Here is a 21,083-nt window from a genome sequence, read left to right on the forward strand (position 1 = left end):
CTAAAAGCCAAACCCCAATTGTGGTGATAATTGCTTGGTATATTTAGATTGACCTGATTGCAGAATTTGCTGTCGAACCTGTGTCGGATGTAGCTCTTTTTTATAGGCTGGCGTGTCGATACAAAACATAAAATGCTGCGCGCGGCTATAGGCTACACCCATTTTTTTAAGTTGGTCGGTACGTAGTGGACCAAAACGACGCGCCTGAATAATTTTTTTGGCCGAACGTACCCCAATGCCCGGAATTCGTAGGATCATTTGATAGTCTGCTCGATTGATATCGACAGGAAAATATTCGGGATGTCGAAGTGCCCAGCTTAACTTTGGATCGACCTCCAAATCCAGATTAGGAAACTGCGGATTGACAATCTCATTGGCAGCAAAGCCATAAAAGCGCATCAGCCAATCAGACTGATACAAACGATTTTCACGTAATAACGGGGGTGCAGAACCAATCGCTGGCAAAGCCTTGTCTTGATCATTAATTGGGATATAACCTGAGTAGTAAACCCGTTTAAGCTTGTAATCTTTATAATGCTGATCGGCCATCATCATGACATCATAATCGGTCTCATTTGAGGCACCTACCACCATTTGTGTAGTTTGACCCGCAGGTACAAATTTTGGCACAGAGCGAATCAGCTTGCGTTCATCTTTAAACTGAATTAAGCGGTCTCGAACAATGCCTAAATCTTTTTGTACTTCGGCGTGGCTTTTCTCAGGTGCAAATTGTTTTAAACCTGCTTCAGTCGGCATTTCAAGATTAATACTCATACGGTCGGCATAAAGCCCCGCCTCGGTAATCAGCTCTGGTGAAGCACCCGGAATGGTTTTTAAATGAATATAACCGTTGAAATTTTCTTCCAAACGTAATTTTTTGACCACTTGAAGCATTCGCTCCATGGTGTAATCGGCAGACTTAAAAATTCCTGAACTTAAAAATAACCCTTCTATATAATTACGACGATAAAAATTAATAGTCAGATCGACCACTTCTTGCACTGTAAATGCAGCTCGTTTGACATCATTTGAACGTCTGGATACGCAATAAGAGCAGTCATAAATACACACATTGCTAAATAGAATTTTAAGGAGCGAGACACAGCGGCCGTCTTCGGTATAGCTATGGCAAATACCCGATCCGGTATTTCCCAACCCTTTGTCTTTGTTTTTTCGATCACTGCCGCTTGATGAACATGAAACGTCATACTTGGCTGCATCTGCAAGAATTTGCAGCTTTTCACGAATACGATCTGTCATGCATGTCTACCTGATCTGCGATTGCCCATAGCGCTATTATAAAAAATCGCCGGTCAGTGTAGACATGCATTTGATGTATTTACGACACCAGATGTCGCATTAAATGTAAACAACTTTGCGTTGCAGCAAACCGCCTCAATCTGTCATGTACAGATAAATAATGTACGCCGCAAGCTTCGCTGTCCGATGATCGAGATCAAAATTTGGATTACATTCTGCAACGTCCAAAACTTTTACTTTTCCGCTTGCCTTGATGCGTTGCAGCAGGGGTTCAAAAATAGCCAGATCGATTCCTTTAACGGCCGGTGCACTTACGCCCGGAGCGATGCTGGCATGAAAAACATCGAGATCAATCGTGATATAAAGCTCATCTACACGCGCTATAAAGGTATCTATTTTTCGCAATACCGCATCAAGATTGCTGCTATTTAGCTCATGATCGAACAAATAGTCGCAATGAAGCCGCTCGGCTGTTTCAAATAAGGCTTGAGTATTTGAATGTTTGGCAACGCCTAAGCATAAATAATGAAACTCTTGACCATGTTGTGCAGATAGCATTGCGGCATCGTAAAAAGGCGTACCTGATGTGACTTGAGTGGCTTCACGCAAATCAAAGTGAGCATCGAAGTTAATGACGCCAACTTTTTTATTTAAATCTTGATTTAAGACATGCCGAAATAACCCAGAAAAACTTCCAAAAGCCACCTCGTGACCGCCACCGAGTACCACAGGTTTACTGCCCTGTTGCAAACATGCATCTACTGCTGTCGCAAGTTGCTCCTGCGCAGCTTCAAGTGCAGCATCTTCACAGTAAATCGTGCCCCAATCTGAAATCGAAATACTTTGATGAACCGGCAAATTACTGAACTGAGTGCGAATTGCATCTGGCGCAAGCGACGCTCCCATCCGGCCATGATTTCGTCGTACACCTTCATCGGATGCAAACCCGATCAGCGTATACGTAGCCGTCGTGCTTTGCCCCACAAGATGGTGAAAGCGTAAATGCGCTGTGCCATCACCATCGTGACGCCCTTTCCACTGAAAGCTTGGGTGAATTGTCATTCCCTTTACCTCATGCATAAACTGAATATTCAATTTCCTGACCATGACGAATAATTCGCTTGGACAAATCTCCGCCCAGCCAGTAGGTCAGTTCTGAGGGGTGTTCGATCTCCCAGGCGACAAAATCGGCCACCTTACCCACTTCCAGACTACCGTGTGAATGTTGTAAACCCAAAGCCTGTGCGGCATGTAGGGTTACACCAGCCAGTGTCTGTTCAGGTGTTAGTCGAAACAAGGTGCTGCCCATGTTCATCATCAGTCTTAAAGAAAGCGCAGGCGATGTTCCTGGGTTTAGATCACTCGACAAGGCAATTGGCACACCATGTTGCTGCAACAAAGCCACTGGTGGATATTTTGTTTCGCGTAAGAAATAAAAAGCACCAGGCAATAAAACCGCAACGGTGTTATTTTTTGCCATCGCAATCACATCTTGCTCGGTTAAATACTCCAGATGATCTGCTGAAAGTGCCTGATAACGTGCTGCCAGTGTGGCTCCCCCCAATGCAGAAAGCTGTTCTGCATGAAGCTTGACTGGCAGATTGAGCTGCTGCGCCGTTTGAAACACGCGCTCCACTTGTGCTGGCGTAAAAGCCAGATATTCACAAAATGCATCTACCGCATCGATCAGGCCTTCGGCATGTAGCTTAGGTAGCATCTCGTTACAGATATGATCGATATATGCATCTTGATCTGTGCTGCTATATTCTGGTGGCATGGCGTGTGCCGCAAGGCAGGTACTCTTCACGGTCATGGGGAGCTGCTTGGCAATTTGACGAATCACCCGCAGCATTTTTCGTTCGTTGGTGTAGTCCAGCCCATAGCCCGACTTAATCTCAATACTGGTCACACCGTCTCTTAACAGGGCACGAACGCGCTTGAGACCCGAAGCCAGTAATTCATCTTCAGTGGCGGCGCGGGTTGCACGCACAGTGCTGGCAATCCCCCCTCCTTGTGCTGCAATTTCGGCGTAGCTCACCCCTTCAAGACGCTGCTCAAACTCTAAACTTCGATCGCCACCAAAAACACTGTGGGTATGGCAGTCAATGAGTCCCGGTGTCACCCAGCGTCCTTGCAAGTCACAGACCTGTATATGTGTAATATCAGGCAAGTCCTGTTCTCGACCAATCCAGTCAATATGTGTACCTGAACTGATCAATGCCGCATTTTTTATGATTGAATATTGACCGTCACGCATAGTTGCCATGTGACAGTTTTTCCAAAGCGTTTTCATTGTTTTTTCCTGAAGCAGCACACGCACATGATACGGATGCTGCTTAAGTGTTATCGTTCCATTTCTGCACGGTGCTCAAGCGCTGGGGTGTCTTCTTCTAGATGACCTTGCTTGGGTTTCACCCAAATCATGTAAGCAATCCAGAGTAAAATCAGCCAGCCGGCACCCACATAAATCGCAGGTCGGGAGTCTGGGAAATATCCCATCATCGCCAAAATAAACAGCATAAATATGATTGCGAAGGCTGGTGCAATTGGCCAGCCAATCACTGGGAAATCGAGCGCTTTGATTTCAGCCGCAGAAAGTTTGCGACGCATCGCGACTTGTGAAAGCAAAATCATCAACCATACCCACACCGTCGCGAAAGTGGCAATCGAGGCAATAATGATGAATACATTTTCAGGGATAAGATAATTTAAAATGACGCCAACCAGCAACACACCCGCCATAACGACCACGGTCATCCATGGCACGCCGTTCTTAGAAAGCTTTTGAAAGATTTGAGGGGCTTGTCCGCGACTCGACATGCCGTACAGCATACGCCCTGCACCAAATACATCACTGTTAATGGCCGAAATTGCAGCGGTGATCACCACTATATTTAAAATCGTGGCAGCGGAACCAATGCCCAAATTTTCAAAAATTTGTACAAAGGGACTACCCTGGCTGCCAATCTGGTTCCATGGAAAGATCGACATTAATACAAAAATAGTCAGCACATAAAATAGTAAAATACGTACCGGTACTGCATTAATGGCTTTCGGCAGGGTCTTTTTCGGATCTTGTGATTCACCTGCGGTAATCCCAATAATCTCGATGCCTCCAAAAGCAAACACCACCACCGACAAACAGGCAATCAGTCCTGCAATGCCGTTTGGCATAAAGCCATCATGAATCCAGAGATTTTGTAATCCCGGTGTAAAGCTCGAATGATCTGCATGAAAACCGTAAAGCATCAGGCCCAAACCACCCACAATCATGGCGATAATGGCAGTGACCTTGACAATTGACAACCAGAACTCAAGCTCACCAAATACTTTAACGTGAATGAGGTTAATCCCGCCCAGAAACATGATCAATGACATGATCCAGATCCAGCGCGGTACATCGGGGTACCAAAACCCCATGTAAATCCCAAATGCGGTGACATCGGCCAGTGCCACAATCACCATCTCAAACACATAAGTCCAGCCGGTGGTAAAGCCGGCGAGCGGCCCAATATACTGCGAGGCATAATGACTAAATGAACCCGATACTGGGTTATGTACCGCCATTTCGCCCAGCGCCCGCATTACGATATAAATTGCAATTCCGGCAATGATATACGCCAAGATGACCGAAGGGCCTGCCATTTTAATTGCTGTTGCTGAACCATAAAATAAACCCGTTCCAATGGCAGAGCCTAAGGCCAGAAAACGGATATGACGGGTATTCAACCCCCGCTGTAATGTGGAGTGTTGTGACATTTTAATCTCCAATCCTTGAGGAAATTCAGTTAGATTCGGCCACTCCATGTGACCGATTTATAGATCACACTTCAGACAAACTCGGCAATAATTTTGGAAGAATTAACGCATTTAGGCACCCGCTTGCGAGTAGCGCGCTGGCTTGCTCGATATCAGGTGCAAAAAAGCGATCTTCGCTGTAATAAGGCACTTGATCACGCAATAAATGCCGCGCGCGCTCAAGTTTTGGTGAACTTTTCAATCCCTCACGGAAATCAAGTCCTTGGCATGCCCCGAGCCACTCTACCGCCAGAATGCCACGTACGTTGTCGGCCATATACCACAAGCGTTTTCCGGCATTTGGTGCCATGGATACGTGGTCTTCCTGATTGGCAGACGTCGGTAGACTATCGACACTGGCAGGATGTGCAAGTGCTTTATTGTCACTTGCCAATGCAGCTGCTGTCACCTGTGCAATCATAAAGCCAGAGTTGACACCACCATTGGCCACCAGAAAAGGCGGTAACTGTGACATATGGCGATCCATCATCATGGAAATACGACGCTCTGACAACGAGCCTATTTCCGCAATTGCCAGTGCCAAATTATCTGCAGCCATCGCCACAGGCTCTGCATGGAAGTTTCCTCCCGAAATCACATCGTCCTCTGCCGCAAAGACCAGCGGATTGTCAGACACTGCATTCGCTTCAATTTCAAGAACTTCAGCTGCTTGACGAATTTGCGTCAGACACGCTCCCATTACTTGCGGCTGACAACGTAGTGAATACGGATCTTGAACTTTACTGCACTCTTCGTGCGACAACCCAATTTCACTCGACTCTGTCAGTAAGTCACGATATGCTGCTGCAACATCAATTTGCCCGCGCTGACCACGTACCTCATGAATTCTTGCATCAAACGGCGCGCGTGATCCGAGCATGGCTTCAACGCTTAAACCACCACATACGGTTGCTGCTGCAAAGAGATCTTCTGCTTCAAAGAGTCCGCGCAAGGCATAGGCAGTAGAGGCCTGTGTTCCATTGAGCAGCGCCAGACCTTCTTTAGCTGCCAGTGAAATCGGCTCAAGGCCGGCTATTTTAAGGGCTTCAACTGCTGAAATCCACTGTCCTTGATAGCGCGCTTTACTTTCACCAAGTAATACCAGCGACATATGGGCCAGTGGCGCCAAATCGCCCGAAGCTCCCACAGAGCCTTTTAAGGGAATATGCGGGTAGACTTCCGCATTGATCAGCGCGAGCAGTGCATCAATCACTTTACGGCGAATGCCTGAAAAACCGCGTGCTAAACTATTGGCTTTAAGCAACATAATTAAGCGCACCATAGCATCATCGAGTGGTTCGCCCACCCCTGCTGCATGTGACAGCACCAATGAGCGTTGTAATTTTTCTAAATCTTCAGGTGCAATTTTGGTCGATGCGAGTAAGCCAAAACCTGTATTAATGCCATAGGCCGTGCGACCTTCGTTTACGATTTTTTCGACACAGGCCACACTGGCATTGATCGCCGCAGATGCGCTCTCATCGAGTTTTACCTTAATCGGCTGATGATAAGCTTGGCGTAAATCTGCGAGGGTGAGTTTGCCCGGTTGAAGTAAGAGTTCCATGTTTGGCGTCCTGTTTGCGCTATATTTATTTTAGATGCTGATTCGGTATCAGCATCTATCACCTCAATTTGAGCAAGTTATTGCGTGATCATTGGCAAGTTTAATCCTTGCTCTTTGGCACAATCAATTGCGATTTCATAGCCTGCATCGGCATGACGCATTACACCAGTTGCAGGGTCATTCGTTAAAACTCGTGCAATACGTGCTGCTGCTTCGTCTGTGCCATCACAGACAATCACCACACCTGAATGCTGAGAAAAGCCCATTCCGACACCGCCACCATGATGCAATGATACCCATGTCGCACCACCTGCTGTGTTCAGTAGTGCATTTAAAAGTGGCCAGTCCGATACAGCATCAGAGCCATCTTTCATCGATTCGGTTTCACGGTTTGGACTTGCCACCGAGCCAGAATCGAGATGATCACGCCCAATGACCACTGGTGCTGACAACTCACCACTACGAACCATTTCGTTAAATGCCAATCCGAGTTTGGCACGCAGGCCCAACCCGACCCAGCAAATACGTGCAGGTAAACCTTGGAAGCTAATTCGCTCACGTGCCATATCTAACCAGCGATGTAAATGCGCATCGTCAGGAATTAACTCCTTCACTTTCGCATCAGTTTTATAGATATCTTCTGGGTCTCCCGAAAGTGCAGCCCAGCGGAATGGCCCTATTCCACGACAGAAAAGTGGACGAATATAGGCCGGTACAAAACCTGGAAAATCGAATGCATTTTCTACACCCACTTCTTTGGCCATTTGGCGAATATTATTGCCATAGTCGAAGGTTGGAATGCCCATATTCTTAAAATCAAGCATGGCTTGAACGTGCTGCGCCATCGATTTTTTAGCAGCTTGAACCACCTGCTCTGGCTCGATTTTAGAGCGCTCACGGTATTCATTCCATGTCCAACCTACAGGTAAATAACCATTGAGCGGATCATGTGCACTGGTCTGATCTGTCACCATATCTGGACGTACTCCACGGCGCACCAGTTCAGGTAAAATCTCTGCTGCATTTCCATGCAAGGCAATAGAAACAGCTTGACCTTCTTGAGTGTATTTTTTAATACGCGCCAGTGCATCGTCTAAATCTGTTGCTTGCTCATCGACATAGCGTGTGCGTAAACGAAAATCGATACTCGCCTGCTGACACTCGATATTTAAAGAACAAGCACCTGCCAGCGTTGCAGCAAGTGGCTGAGCACCGCCCATTCCCCCCAAACCTGCGGTCAATACCCAGCGCCCTTTCAAATTGCCGTTGTAGTGCTGACGACCAGCTTCTACAAAAGTTTCATAGGTTCCCTGCACAATTCCTTGGCTACCAATGTAGATCCAAGAGCCTGCTGTCATTTGCCCGTACATTGCCAAGGCTTTGGCATCGAGATCATTAAAATGTTCCCAATTGGCCCAGTGCGGCACAAGGTTTGAATTTGCAATTAGGACGCGTGGCGCATCTTGATGGGTTTTAAACACGCCGACAGGCTTGCCCGATTGAACCAATAAAGTTTCATCAATTTCTAAATTTTTAAGGGTTTCGACAATTTTATCGAAACATTCCCAGTTTCGTGCAGCACGACCAATCCCTCCGTAAACCACCAGTTCTTTCGGATTTTCTGCCACATCTGGATCAAGATTGTTCATCAGCATGCGTAATGGTGCTTCGGTCAGCCAGCTTTTGGTGTTGAGCTTTGTACCGCGAGGTGCACGAATTTCGATATCACGGAATTTGGTTGTTGCTGTGGTCACAAGAGGACTCCTTCCTTTGAGTTTGAAGTGAAATTTAATCTCACTTCACCGTATAGTGATGTATTAACTTGTATATACATCCATATACTACACAAATCCTTTTTAATGAAAAGATGCTTTTTTAAAAATTGTGGAAATTAATATATAAGACAATGTTTTTTATTGTTTTAATTTTTATACACCATAAAAAAACACATACAACCTAGGGCTGTATGTGTTGCTTTGATCCATTCAAAAATTTACTTTCTTAATTCAATTATGCACAAATTCTTAAAAATTCCAGAAATCGTCAGTATGGATTTTACCGCTTCTTGCCGATCTAAAAGTATACTTTCATAATGCAGAAGCAGGCAGGATTTTCCATTTATTTGTAGTACCTGAGGCTCGGTCGAGGCATTAAACAGAAAAATAAGATCTGCCGAAATATGACGAGTTTGCGCCGACTTTGCAGCCAAGCGTACATGCTGCGCTTGCCAAAGATTTGGGTTATAAATCAGATTAAAGTCACGAACCGGCCCATTTAACAATTCGGCAAATACGTTACGCTCGCCAGAAAAGCAAATGCTTTGGCCCTTATTGAGTTGATGGACAATCCCCTCAATGTTCAAACAAAGCCCTGCACCCTCTAATACACTCAAGATGCGTTGCATTCCCAAAAAGTTGGAAAATGCACCAGATGCAGAAACATCCGCCATGGAAATTCGCCACTCAAAATGCGCCAGATCATCGCCAGCACTTCGAGCCAATTCCAGCGTATATCCCAAACCATTCTTCCAGCGCATTTTTTTATAGTCTGAGGCCAGAAGATGTTTCATCATTGGGTAAATTTACCTTCCAGAAAATAGCGACTGCCCGGATAAATCAATCTTGCGCTTGAAACCAATTGCTTGTTCGACCATGTACGACGCCGAATCAGCAGGCACGGTTCAGTTTTATTAATTTTAAGCCATTTACATTCCTGTGCTGTTGCGAGAATGGCAGTGACCACGTGTTCACCTTCAGTTACCGGGGCCTTAGACATCAAATATGCATTAGGTGTAATGTTTTGAAAGTCTTGATCAAGATAATTAGGAATGATGACCGGATCGACTAGACGATCTTCAATTTGGACAGGTACATCATTTTCAAAATGTACAATGATCGAGTGGAACAGTGTCTGCCCTTCACGAATTTGCATTAACACACTTTGTTCGGCATTAGCCTGAATTTTCTCAAGCACCAGTACTTGGGCATGATGCTTATGATTTCGAGCCAATATTTCTTCAGCAATATTATTGACCTGAAATAACGCAGTTCGCCCTTGTCCTTCTGCAACAAATGACCCAACGCCCTGAATACGAACCAGTAAGCCTTCAGTGGTCAGCTCTCGAAGTGCTCGATTTACTGTCATCCGGCTACAGCCAAGCAAATTGACCAATTCACTTTCAGATGGAATCTTTTTGTTTACAGGCCAAGTCCCGTCATAAATACGCTGTGAAATCATGTGCTTTACACGCAGATATAACGGAACAGGGCTGTCTTGTGCCAGCGAGAGTTCCAGATCATTGTGTGTGGTAGGTCTTGACATCAGTTCCGGCTCATAGAATATTTACTCGTATATTTTAGCGTGATTTAGCTTTAATTGTATATACAAGACTGTACATATGAATTTTTATTTGATTGTAGCTTTTTCATCGCTTTAAATTCATCTTTTTCCCTCTACATCGATTACATCGGCATAATGGCGAGGATTAAATTTATACACCAAAGTAGTGACCACAATCACCATGAACAACTGTAGCATCCAAGCGGTGGTATAGCTCGCTGTTATATCATGCAAAATGGCAACCCACCATGGCGCAATTGCGGCAATTAAAAAACCGCCCCCTTGCATGAGTGCAGAAAGCTGACCTGCCATGACTGGATCAGATAAGTGATCCAGCACAATAATCATCATCAGTGCAAAACAGCCTCCTAAACCTGCGCCAATCAGCATTACCCATACATAGGCAAACATCTGAGGAATAAAAACCAAGCCAGCAAAACCTACAATTTGCATCACCAGTGCCGCACTGAGCCATAGCCGACGATCTTGATTTTTCCGGGCCAAATAAGGCAAAACTAAAGCGGAAATGGCTTGGCAAAGCGTTAAAATCGCCATGAGGTTTCCGCTTGATTTAGCACTCCAGCCCAATTCTTGGTAAGCAGGTGCCAGCCATGCCACAATGCTGGTATAACCACTGTTAATCAGCCCAAAGCATACAATCAGCAACCACGTGCGCGGTTGTGATAAAAACAGCGAAATCGAAGCTGATTGAAGCTTATGCTGTGATGGCTGAGCTAAATAACGTGCCGCAAGAAGCAGCGCAACCAGTGCCGAAACACTAAAAATTGCAAGGCCAAACTGCCACGATCCATATTGTGCTGTGATCAGAGGCGTTAAAAATGCGCCAAGCGCGCCGCCTCCCATGAGCATGGCAGAATAAAGCCCCATCATGGGTCCCATCTGATCGGCAAACTCTCGTTTAATCAAGCTTGGAAATGTCACTTGCAACATCGCAACACCCAGCCCAATTGCGCCTGCCGTACCAATCAGTAATAAGCCATTCGGCGCGATAAATCGAGACGCACATCCTATACAAATCAGAGTTAAAGCTATCAGGCTGGCTTTTCGCTCACCCAAAGTGTTGTGTATCCACGGGCCCAGCAGCGCAATCACCCCCATGAGCAGCATAGGAACCAATGTCAGCAGTGCAATCCCTTGTAAACCAAGGCCCATATCGGCTTTAATCCGATTGACCACAGGGCCAATACTGGTCATAAAGGGCCGCAAATTTAACCCCACTAAAGCCACTGTTATCATCAATAAAGCTCGATTGGTCACCTGATTTACTCACTGTTGATTGGGTATGTTAATGGATTGCCAGTACGCATAGATCTCTGGGAGATGTTCTGGGCGAGTAGGAACATAACAAATTTGCATCGATTGCTTGGCAAATGGCGTAAAAACTCACGATCCACATTCACTCAAATGTTCCTCAAGTTTTTAGATATTCTTGTTTCTTATACTACTCAGCAAAACCGTTCTGTACATTCTCATTACTCAGCATAAACATGATCTTTTATATTTAGAAATTAAATTATTTAATCGAATACATTAAGATTATAAATACTTACTTTTAGGATCGTTGTAGCGATTTGGGAGCACCACATGTTTGATCCTCGTTTACTTCGGGCATTTGTGGCGATTGTTGAAACGGGAAGCTTTACCTTGGCGGCAGATCAACTGCATATGACCCAATCGACCATCAGTCAGCAACTGGCTCGGCTAGAACACGCTGTCGGTAAGCCTTTGATTGAGCGCCAGTCCCGTTCTTTAAAACTGACCACAGCGGGCGAGTCGCTTTTGGGATACGCCAGACGTATTCTGGCCTTGCAACTTGAAGCACAAAATGTACTGAGCACAACCACAGGCAGTATTCCCATCCGTATTGGAGTACCAGAAGATATTATGAATACGGAAATGGCGAGATTACTGCATAGCTTTAGTGAAGCACACCGTTCAATCCGGCTTGATGTCACGGCAGGATTAAGTCGTGATTTAATGACACGCTATCGCGCAGGACAATTTGATATAGTGGTTGTGAAGGAACCGATGGCCAGTGCAGATCATTTTGCAACATTTCCAGAAGCAATTGCCTGGTTTGAAAGTCAGCATTTTAGTCAAGTATGGCCCGATCCCATTCCTTTGGTAACCTTTCCGCAAGGTGGATTGTACCGCGACGAAATGTTTGATTTTATTGAACGTGAACGTAAACACTGGTATGTCGCTTTTTCAAGCAATAGCCTTGCCAGTGTTTTGGTCGGTATTGAAGCAGGATTAGGCATCTCGCTTTTGCCCGTGGCAGCCACACAAGGATACAATGTTCGCGAATACAGCGTCTTTGGGCGAGCACCCGCTATGGCGGTATCGCTTTATCGCTGGGAAAAAGATGGCGTTATCTCAGAACTAGCCACACAAATGGCACAAATATTACAAAATCGTTTGCATCAGTTTGCGTCATCCACATCGATAAGTGCTGAGTAAAAGGAAATGTGATCGCCACGCATTTTGAGCGATCACACTCAGTTCAATGATTCAAGCTAGCCGCGGCAACTGGTAAAAAATAATGTTCTGGTACATTTTGTTGGTGTCGCAGGTGCAGCTGTGCTGTTGTTCTGATCAAACGTTGCCGTGTTATTTTGCGTTGGAGTGCCTGTTAAACTACTTAATGCTGCGGCCAGATTGAGACGAGAAAAACGTAAACCATTTCGAGTATCGGTCACCAATGTTCCACTATTTTTGAGTCGATTGACGCTCTCGTCGAGGCTATCATTTGCAAAGGCATTATTGGCTCGAATAATGGCCAGTGCAGCCGCTACATGCGGTGTTGCCTGAGAAGTACCGCTCATAACAATGCCACCACCTGAAATTCGAACACCCGGTGCAAGTAATGTTAAATTTGCAGAACTGTTACTAAAACAAGCGACTTTATCTGCATAAGAACTGCTATCGGTACATGAACTATACATGACACGGCCAATATTTGAGTCGTACACTGCTCCTACACTGACTGCTCCCTGTAAACAGGCCGGATATGAAATGGCATTGGATTTAGCCGAATTTCCAGCCGCAACGACGGGTAATACACCTGCTTCACGTAGCGTTTGAAAGCTTTTTGATAATGAGCCTGTACAGGTCGAAGTATTTAAATCTCCCCCAAGACTCATGTTTGCAGTCTTGATATTGAGGGTTTTGGCATTGTTGGTCACCCAGTTTAATGCCGCTGCAATATCACTGTCATACGCCAGTTTGCCACGAAAAACATCCATAGCAATAATCTTGGTGTCTGCCGCGACTGTGGCAGCAATCGCTGCAACATTGGTGCCGTGTTTTTCACTGTCATCAAGTTGATTGTCTTCTGGTGCCATATCCATAGCATAGCTGACCCGACAACTGGCTGGTGTGCCGGCACGTGTGCAGTTTCCAAAATCATTTAAACGATAATCTACACCAGTATCTAAAATTGCCACCGATGTTCCCTGACCAGTATAGCCTTTAGATTTTACTGCTGGTTGGCCAATCAGATTCAGATTTTCATTGGCCATGGTTTTAGACGCTGTATTCGGATAAACCGCTTTGACCTCTGGATCATTGAGCAACTTTACCAAAGTATCACGCTGTTGAATTCGATAAAAAGTCAAAGGCAATGCATTGTAATCACGCATTAACTGCACACCGCCAAGTACGTATAGACGTTGTCTTAAATTCTGTTTTTGTTGATGTAGTTGTGTAATTAAGGATGTGCTTGTTAATGGCTGTGCATGATTCGTCTCGACAATCAAATCATTGGATGCATTATTCAATAGTGCATCCAGATTAATTTTACCTTGTGCAACTTTTTGTAGTGCCTGTGCAGACAGTTTCGCCCGAGCTTGTTCAGATGAAAGCTGAGCGTGCGCTGATGTTATTCCCAATCCAATACTTACAATGAATAGCATGTACTTATGCATGTGTTTAATTCCATTTTTGTTGGGTGAAGAAACGTTAGGGTTTAATAATTTGATTACCCGGGTCCTTTTCTGGATCTATGGGCTGAATGCTCAGATCACTTTTGGTATCGGCAAGTGGCGCGCTGTCGGATGCTTGCCGCTCTGCTTGAGTAACTGAATGAGATGTCACGTCTTGAGTAGTGATATTATTTAGGTGAGATGGCTGATCAAGCTGCCCTGCTTGAGCTTGTGCAGTACTTTGCTTGATTGGGATAGCTGTCTCAGATGGTTGAAAATAAAAAAACAATAACGTCAGAAGCACAATAACTAATAGCAAAATAGAAGCAATTCGCATGTTTCATCCGTGTAGAATTGAGGTTGATGTGATGGGCTGATCTATCGATAAAACCAGATCATCCATGATCAAATTTCAAGCGAACATACCTGAGAATCATTATCAAAACTAGCTACAAACTGACGAAGAATTCTTGAAAATACTAAGTTAAAATCATCATATCTTTATAAAATAAAAAAACGCTTTAAATTCAATTATCTTGAAGTTATTTATGCTGTAATAAATATGTCATTTAAATTTTTTGTTACACAAATAATTTTATCTTTGAAATTTACCTAAGGCCTGAAACCATTTGAGCACTTCCAAATTATCCAAGTAAAAAACGCTGGTTTAAGCATCCATACACAATCTGTTATAGTCATCCAGACAAATCACATGACCATCATATGCAAAAATCCAAACAACTGGCACTGAGCTTAAAGCGATTGATCGAAACAGGGACATGGAAAGCCCATGACAAACTTCCCTCGCTTAGACAGCAAGTCCAAATTTCAGGATTTAGCTTAATGACCGTTTTAAATGCCTATCAGGAGCTCGAAGCTCAAGGGTTAATTTATTCTAAATCAAAGCTTGGATACTTTGTTGCTGTCCCTCCAGTGCCTGCATCGGGCACACATAACATGGTTCAGAGTACCAATATCGAAATCAATTCACGGGTATTTCGTTATTTAAAGTCGATTCAGTCTGAGCATATTGTGCCATTTGGAAGTGCCTTTCCTGACAGCCGTTTACTTTATTCAGCGCAGCTGATGCATACATTGGCTCGACAAGCTAAACATAAAGCGGCTTATCAGCAAATGCCAAGCCTTCCACCAGGAAATTATGCATTACGCAAATACATAGCGCAGCGCTATTGCATGCAGGGTATTCCGACAGACCCAGAAGATATCGTGATCACTTCGGGTGGGTTAGATGCACTGAATCTTTCACTACGCGCGCTTACTCAGGCAGGCGATTATATTTTGCTACAAGAATCCATTTTTTATGGTGCTTGGCAAGCCGCAGAAAATCTGGGTTTAAATGTGATCATATTACCGGATCATCCTGAATACGGACTCGATCTAGAGGCTTTTAAGCAAGCACTGATCACCTACCCTATAAAAGTATGTTTATTGATGCTCAATAGCCAGAATCCAATTGGTTTTACCGTGTGTGATGAAATTAAGGCACAGCTTGCAGCATTACTATACGAGCATGATGTGTACTTGATTGAAGATGATGTCTATGAGGAGTTGTATTACGGCGTACACAAACCACACTCGATGAAATTCTTTGATCGACATCATCGAGTGATACACTGTAGTTCATTTTCTAAAACATTAGGCGCAGGATTTCGTGTAGGTTGGGTGTATGCTGCACAATTCTCGGCGCAAATTCAGCATTTACAACTGATGAGCACCATCTCTGTGAATGCGCTGATTCAAAGTACATTGGTCGAATATCTGTCTCAACGCTATTACGACAAACATTTAAAGCAGTTGCGTAGCAACTTAAAACGTCTTAAAGATCAATATTACGAAATACTGACACAGCGACTACCAGCGACTTGCCACATACATTATTATCCTTCTGGATATTTTTTGTGGATTGCTCTTCCAGAACAGCTAGACAGTCAACAGTTGTACCAAGATCTTCTACAGCACCAGATTGGAATTGCGCCAGGTTATTTATTTAATCAGCGTCCCGAACATGCGCATCATTTGCGCTTAAACTGTTCGTTTGAAATTGACGCCACCATTGAGCAGGCACTTCAACAACTCGCACAGTCGATTAAGCGACAATTTGCACTCAATTCAATGCATATTCCCAAATCAGATAACCCATAAAAAAGCCCAGAAATGAGTAAAATGTAATGATAAAAAAAACAAACCAGGCTTTATTTTTACGAAATAAAAAGTTCATGCTGTCCACTCCTGATTGAATATGACACTTCAGAGTGTGGCAGACCATAGGAAAACTGGTAGATACAATTTTTGATGAATACACTATAACAGACCATAACAGCGCACAAGAGGCGCTGAATGAGTCAAGCTTTAGGTTTAGCCGATCAGGAAGATTTAAGTGAAGATGCCACCGTGTCGGTAACTGGCTGATGATTTGGTCGGTACAGTAAAAACAGTACGGAGAGTGCAGCAATTAAAATCATGGGAATACTGGAGGCAATTACAAAGATTTCACTTTGGCCAACGCTCAGTAAATAGCCTGCGAAAAGTGGCCCGATAAATGCGCCAACTCGTCCTAACGCCACTGCCGCACCAACGCCAGTCCCCCGCATTTCTGTAGGGTAATATGTTGCAGCCAATGTATACAAAATCGACTGACACCCAATAACAAACATACCACACCCTGCGGCGGAGAGCGTGAAGGCAACAGTCGTATGCGAATAGGCCAAACCAATCAATGACAGGAAGATTCCGGTATATGCGCACATCGCAATCATAATTTTATTGAAACGATCGAGCATCAGGCCCAGAACTAACACCCCAACAGAACCTCCCAGATTAAATCCCATTTGAATATAACTTGCTTGATGCTTAGTTAATCCTAAACCGGCAATCAGTGTAGGAAGCCAGTTTTGTAGCAAGGCCAGCACCAGTAAGGTTCCAAAAAAACTGATCCATAAACTGGCGGTGGTGCGGGTTCGTCCTTGAGAAAATAACACCTCAGACATACTGTATTTTGTACTTTGCCGTTGATGGCTTTTCAGATAGGCTTTCGATTCAGGCAAAAAATAATAAAGAACAACGGCTAAAAGAAGTGGCGCCCCGCCCCCCAGATAGAAAATATGTCGCCATTGATGATCTGCATCTAGGCCTAGTGCAACTACGGAAGTCAAAAAACCGCCAATTGGCATACCACAATACATTGAACTAACTGCCGTGGCCTTATGTTTATCGGGAACCGCCTCAGACACCATGGTAATCACAATTGGCAGTGCGCCACCCATGCCGATACCAGTCAGAAAGCGAATCGCTAATAAAGCTGTATATTCCTGCATAAAAGGCGTAATGAGAGACATTGCACCAAAAATAATGACACAGGCAATTAACACTTTTTTGCGACCTATCACATCGGCAATACGTCCTGCAATTAATGCACCAGGTAAAGTCCCCAAAACAGCAGCACTGAAGATCCAACCCATCTCGGCGCTCGACAACAGCATTTCTGCTTTCATACGTGGGGCGGCAACACCCATAGACTGCAAATCAAAACCTTCAATAATCGCAAAAATAAAACACAAGACCAAAGTAATGATCATTACATGAGATGAATGAAGAGGCTGTTTGAGACCGGATTCAACCGTTTGCATGTTTATCTTCCTTTTTATTTTGTATAAATCAGCTTTCCGAGCTGTTTTTGATTTTTTTCAAACTAACAAAGATTATTTATTTACACAATAGTGAATTAAATTATGAGTAGCATAATTATTTCAATTGATCTTGTTTGGATCACTCCTACGAGCGAGTTAAAACTTCATTCTAAATAACAAAAAGCACCCGAAGGTGCTCTTGTTTGGACAGATGTCCTTATTGCGGAGTGATGTTCACTGCGCTTGGGCCTTTTTTACCTTCAACGATGTTGAAAGAAACGCGCTGGCCTTCATGCAAAGTTTTGAAACCGTCAGTTGCGATTTCTTTGAAGTGAGCAAATACGTCTGGACCAGAATCTTGTTGAATAAAACCAAAACCTTTAGTTTCGTTGAACCATTTAACGGTACCAGTAGCTGTGTTAGACATAATCTATCCTATAAATTTTAAGGGTGGAGCGTCATGCGAGATGACTATTTAACTGTAAAAATTGAACAAATTGAGCTTAAGATCTATAAAACGAAGGATTAAGACTAAAACTACGATACTTAAAGAAGATTGAACTAACCGTCTAATTTTTCTAGTTGCAATTAGCATACAGCAAAAATGAAATTATTCAACCGTATCTTGGGTCTGTTTCGCAACTTCATTCGGGATTTTGTTGGTTACTCGCTCAAAGCCTTGTGAATCCAGCAATAGGGATTAGATGAGATCGTGTTCAAACTTAAAAAACAAATCACCAGCACGATTTAAATCTTTGTGCACCTAAGACTTTCAATTAAGATTGTCAGCATTACTATTTTTTATCAAGATAATTTGCAAATATTTCAATTAAAAATATAAGTAAACTCACCACAATTCCAACAATGAAACTAATCATTAATGCTTAAGAAATTGAAAAATCACCTTCTTCTCTAAATGATGCAAATAATCCAATACAAAAACCAGCAATCATAATTAACCCGAATCCTGCTTAAGCCGATGATTACTTAATTTGAATTGTTGGCTTATTTCCATGGGTTAATTGATATGCACATAGTGAGGCGTAAATTCCACTCAGAAATCCATGAAGACTACGTGCTTTACTCGTCACTAAATTGTATTGCCCCTTCAATAAACTGAATAATGTTTCTATCTTATTGCGTTGCCTTAGGTGATATTTATCTGATACACAGAGTTGAATAGCCTGCATATTCCTCCGATGATATGTAATTAAATCAATACCTCGATCTTTCAATCTAATTTTTAATTCTTGGCTGATGTAACCTCGATCCCCGTAAAGTTTTCCGTTTAGGCCAGCAACCAATTGCTCAACCATTTTTATGTCAGCAATATGTCCATTCGATAAAGCAGAACAGGCAATTTCACCAAATTGATTCATCGCAATATGTAATTTACAGCCATAAAACCAGCCCATTGAGCTTCTACCACGTGATGCAATTTGGACTAATGATTTATGACGCTGAATACGTTGATTTTTACAAACTGGCAGAGTGGTTGAATCGATCCATAAATATTGTGTACCTTGGCCTTTCATCAGTGCCACATGTAGGGCATGCAGTGCCAATTCATGCCTTTTGATCAGATGAATCATCCTTTGATAGCAAGGCAAGTACTTAAATAAATGGCTTTTGTCTTCTTTTAACCAAGTGATAAAGGCTTTGAAATTATTGAAATGAGAGCATTTGTACCAAATGGCAATAAAGCAGATTTCTGAAATTTTAAGTTGAGCAGTTCTGATTCTTAGGGAACCACGGTTTTGTTTAAGAAACTCCCAATAAGTTGATTCAAATTTAAGAAAAAAATCATCAATTACGCAGAATAATTCGGTACTATTGAACATCAGGACTAGAGTTGTGAGTTTGGTGTGGTAACTCAACTGATGGCTCTAGTTCTCTTATTTTTCAAGTCAATTTCTTATCCGCGATTCGGGTTATGATAGGGTTTAAATATATGGTTATATAGTTTTATAACGCAATATCATATCTTTAAGCGCCTGGCTGTGATCGCTTAATTGCTCTATTGGAATATAAATTGATTGCTGAATAATCGCCTTTCCTTGTATAAAATCAGCGGGTCGATTGACACAATCAATTGCAATGATTTTACCCTCACGTAAATAAATAACACTAAATGAACCTGACGCTGGTTCACCACGTACAACCTCCTGGTCATAGCCAATTGAAAGCCCAATCGTTTGTAGTTTCAGATCATACTGATTTGACCAAAACCACGGTACAGCTGCGTAGTCTTCGCCTTTATCCAAGATTTCTTTGGTGACAATCATTGCTTGATCATTGGCATTTTGTACAGATTCGAGTCTGATACGCTGTTCATCGGCAAAAATATTTTCATGATTAGCACAATCACCAATTGCAAAAATATCAACCAGAGAAGTTCGGCAACGGCGATCCGTTTCAATTCCATTACTAAAAGCTGCACCTGCCTCGACTAAGACATTCACTTCAGGGTTCAACCCTATCCCAACAATCACCATATCCGTAGCAATTCGTGTTCCATTGGCAAGTATCACCGTATGCACTCGCCCCTGATCACCTTCTAGATAATCCACTCCTTGCCCTAAATAAAGTTTAACTCCTTTTTTCTGATGATATTGCTGATAAAAATCAGATATTATGAGCCCTGCAACACGCGCCAACACTCTTGACTGTCCTTCAATCAAAGTCACATCTCTATTAATTTTGCGTAATGCACTGGCAGCTTCTAAACCAATATATCCACCACCAATGATCACACATTTTTGAACTCGATCTAGCTCCTGATTAATGCGATCTACATCTTCACGATTACGAATATAATGAATACCTTCTAAAGCCGCACCTTCACAACTTAGCCGACGTGGTTTTCCACCCGTGGCCCAAATCAATTTATTATAGTGATATTCGTAGTTTTGCTGCGTTAAAATACGATGTGACTGAGCATCAATCTGAGTCACGCGTTGTCCAAGCTTTAGATCAATTTTTTTGTCTTGCCAGAACTGTTCTGGACGCAGCAAAATTCGTTCAAACGTTTTTTCACCAGAAAAATACTCTTTTGATAATGGTGGTCGCTCATAAGGGAAATGTAACTCTTCACCTATCATCAAAATTGATCCAGTAAATCCTTGTTGTCTGAGTGCAACAGCCGCTTGTGCGCCTGCGTGCCCTGTGCCCACGATAATCACATCGTAATTTGACATTTATTCCTCCGGTGCAATTTCAACTACAAGATCATCACATTGTTCATCAATGATGACCTGACAGGCTAAACGAGAAGATTCGCGGCGTGATAAGCTACTATCGAGCATGTCATTTTCGTCATCACCCAATGGGTTTAAATGAGCATAGCCCTCCAGAATGTACACATGACAAGTAGCACAAGAACAACAACCACCGCATAAAGCGCTAATATCCCCAACTCCCGCATTTCGCAAGTTCTCCATGAGTGAAAGTTGATTTTCAACGGTAACCGAGGTGCGTTCACCCTCACGAGTGACAATGGCAATCGTTGGCATAAAACTCTCCTTTTTTTTT

19 protein-coding genes are annotated in these 21,083 nt (G+C 43.3%); 2 read left to right on the forward strand and 17 right to left on the reverse strand.

Features of this window, described 5'->3' with window-relative positions; genetic code table 11:
- The 9 genes from L2096_RS09325 to L2096_RS09365 form a co-directional block, all read right to left on the reverse strand.
- Positions 1-1,260 (reverse strand): putative DNA modification/repair radical SAM protein, encoded by a 1,260-nt coding sequence (locus L2096_RS09325; protein WP_004936346.1) that lies wholly within the window; start codon positions 1,258-1,260, stop codon positions 1-3.
- A gap of 135 nt (positions 1,261-1,395) precedes the next feature.
- The gene (hutG, locus tag L2096_RS09330; RefSeq protein WP_250365316.1) at positions 1,396-2,316 is read right to left on the reverse strand and encodes a formimidoylglutamase; all 921 of its coding nucleotides are present in this window, start codon (positions 2,314-2,316) and stop codon (positions 1,396-1,398) included.
- A gap of 16 nt (positions 2,317-2,332) precedes the next feature.
- Complete coding sequence (hutI, locus tag L2096_RS09335; RefSeq protein ID WP_250365280.1) at positions 2,333-3,553, reverse strand: imidazolonepropionase; 1,221 nt, start codon at positions 3,551-3,553, stop codon at positions 2,333-2,335.
- A gap of 50 nt (positions 3,554-3,603) precedes the next feature.
- Positions 3,604-5,019, reverse strand: coding sequence for an amino acid permease (locus L2096_RS09340; RefSeq protein WP_250365281.1), 1,416 nt, complete (start codon positions 5,017-5,019; stop codon positions 3,604-3,606).
- Between the two features lie 64 nt (positions 5,020-5,083).
- A complete protein-coding gene (gene hutH / locus L2096_RS09345) occupies positions 5,084-6,622 on the reverse strand; it encodes a histidine ammonia-lyase (protein WP_076032774.1) in 1,539 nt (512 codons plus the stop codon).
- 77 nt (positions 6,623-6,699) lie between these two features.
- Positions 6,700-8,376, reverse strand: coding sequence for a urocanate hydratase (gene hutU, locus L2096_RS09350; protein WP_151794707.1), 1,677 nt, complete (start codon positions 8,374-8,376; stop codon positions 6,700-6,702).
- Between the two features lie 239 nt (positions 8,377-8,615).
- Positions 8,616-9,194: a HutD/Ves family protein gene (locus L2096_RS09355; protein ID WP_250365282.1), complete on the reverse strand. Its 579-nt coding sequence runs from the start codon at positions 9,192-9,194 to the stop codon at positions 8,616-8,618.
- Positions 9,191-9,943 (reverse strand): histidine utilization transcriptional repressor HutC, encoded by a 753-nt coding sequence (gene hutC, locus L2096_RS09360; RefSeq protein WP_076032776.1) that lies wholly within the window; start codon positions 9,941-9,943, stop codon positions 9,191-9,193. The genes L2096_RS09355 and hutC overlap by 4 nt, the downstream gene beginning before the upstream one ends.
- 117 nt (positions 9,944-10,060) lie before the next feature.
- Positions 10,061-11,218, reverse strand: coding sequence for a cyanate transporter (locus L2096_RS09365; RefSeq protein ID WP_250365283.1), 1,158 nt, complete (start codon positions 11,216-11,218; stop codon positions 10,061-10,063).
- A gap of 348 nt (positions 11,219-11,566) precedes the next feature.
- Here L2096_RS09365 and L2096_RS09370 point away from each other — a divergent pair, with 348 nt between their 5' ends.
- Positions 11,567-12,442, forward strand: a complete 876-nt coding sequence (locus tag L2096_RS09370) for a LysR family transcriptional regulator (protein ID WP_250365284.1) — start codon at positions 11,567-11,569, stop codon at positions 12,440-12,442.
- A gap of 56 nt (positions 12,443-12,498) precedes the next feature.
- On the opposite strand, the gene L2096_RS09375 is transcribed toward L2096_RS09370, so the two are convergent.
- Together L2096_RS09375 and L2096_RS09380 are read right to left on the reverse strand one after the other, a co-directional pair.
- The gene (locus L2096_RS09375) at positions 12,499-13,908 is read right to left on the reverse strand and encodes a S8 family peptidase (RefSeq protein WP_250365285.1); all 1,410 of its coding nucleotides are present in this window, start codon (positions 13,906-13,908) and stop codon (positions 12,499-12,501) included.
- 34 nt (positions 13,909-13,942) lie between these two features.
- The gene (locus L2096_RS09380; protein WP_119025456.1) at positions 13,943-14,242 is read right to left on the reverse strand and encodes a hypothetical protein; all 300 of its coding nucleotides are present in this window, start codon (positions 14,240-14,242) and stop codon (positions 13,943-13,945) included.
- A 386-nt stretch (positions 14,243-14,628) separates the two neighbouring features.
- On the opposite strand from L2096_RS09380, the gene L2096_RS09385 reads away from it, so the two are divergent.
- The gene (locus L2096_RS09385) at positions 14,629-16,068 is read left to right on the forward strand and encodes an aminotransferase-like domain-containing protein (RefSeq protein ID WP_250365286.1); all 1,440 of its coding nucleotides are present in this window, start codon (positions 14,629-14,631) and stop codon (positions 16,066-16,068) included.
- On the opposite strand, the gene L2096_RS16140 is transcribed toward L2096_RS09385, so the two are convergent.
- From L2096_RS16140 to L2096_RS09410, 6 genes are all read right to left on the reverse strand, one after another.
- Positions 16,031-16,144, reverse strand: coding sequence for a hypothetical protein (locus L2096_RS16140; RefSeq protein ID WP_004936303.1), 114 nt, complete (start codon positions 16,142-16,144; stop codon positions 16,031-16,033). The genes L2096_RS09385 and L2096_RS16140 overlap by 38 nt on opposite strands.
- 145 nt (positions 16,145-16,289) lie before the next feature.
- Positions 16,290-17,552 carry a 3-(3-hydroxy-phenyl)propionate transporter MhpT gene (gene mhpT, locus L2096_RS09390; RefSeq protein WP_250365287.1) on the reverse strand — a complete coding sequence of 421 codons (1,263 nt, stop codon included), beginning with the start codon at positions 17,550-17,552 and terminating at the stop codon, positions 16,290-16,292.
- Between the two features lie 217 nt (positions 17,553-17,769).
- Positions 17,770-17,979 (reverse strand): cold-shock protein, encoded by a 210-nt coding sequence (locus tag L2096_RS09395; protein ID WP_004936298.1) that lies wholly within the window; start codon positions 17,977-17,979, stop codon positions 17,770-17,772.
- 556 nt (positions 17,980-18,535) lie between these two features.
- Complete coding sequence (locus L2096_RS09400; protein WP_250365317.1) at positions 18,536-19,393, reverse strand: IS982 family transposase; 858 nt, start codon at positions 19,391-19,393, stop codon at positions 18,536-18,538.
- A gap of 114 nt (positions 19,394-19,507) precedes the next feature.
- Positions 19,508-20,749 (reverse strand): NAD(P)/FAD-dependent oxidoreductase, encoded by a 1,242-nt coding sequence (locus L2096_RS09405; protein WP_250365288.1) that lies wholly within the window; start codon positions 20,747-20,749, stop codon positions 19,508-19,510.
- Positions 20,750-21,064: a 2Fe-2S iron-sulfur cluster-binding protein gene (locus tag L2096_RS09410; protein ID WP_119689646.1), complete on the reverse strand. Its 315-nt coding sequence runs from the start codon at positions 21,062-21,064 to the stop codon at positions 20,750-20,752.
- Positions 21,065-21,083: the final 19 nt, after the last annotated feature.

The sequence above is a fragment of the Acinetobacter sp. ACZLY 512 genome, from assembly GCF_023614015.1.
Classification (GTDB): domain Bacteria; phylum Pseudomonadota; class Gammaproteobacteria; order Pseudomonadales; family Moraxellaceae; genus Acinetobacter; species Acinetobacter soli.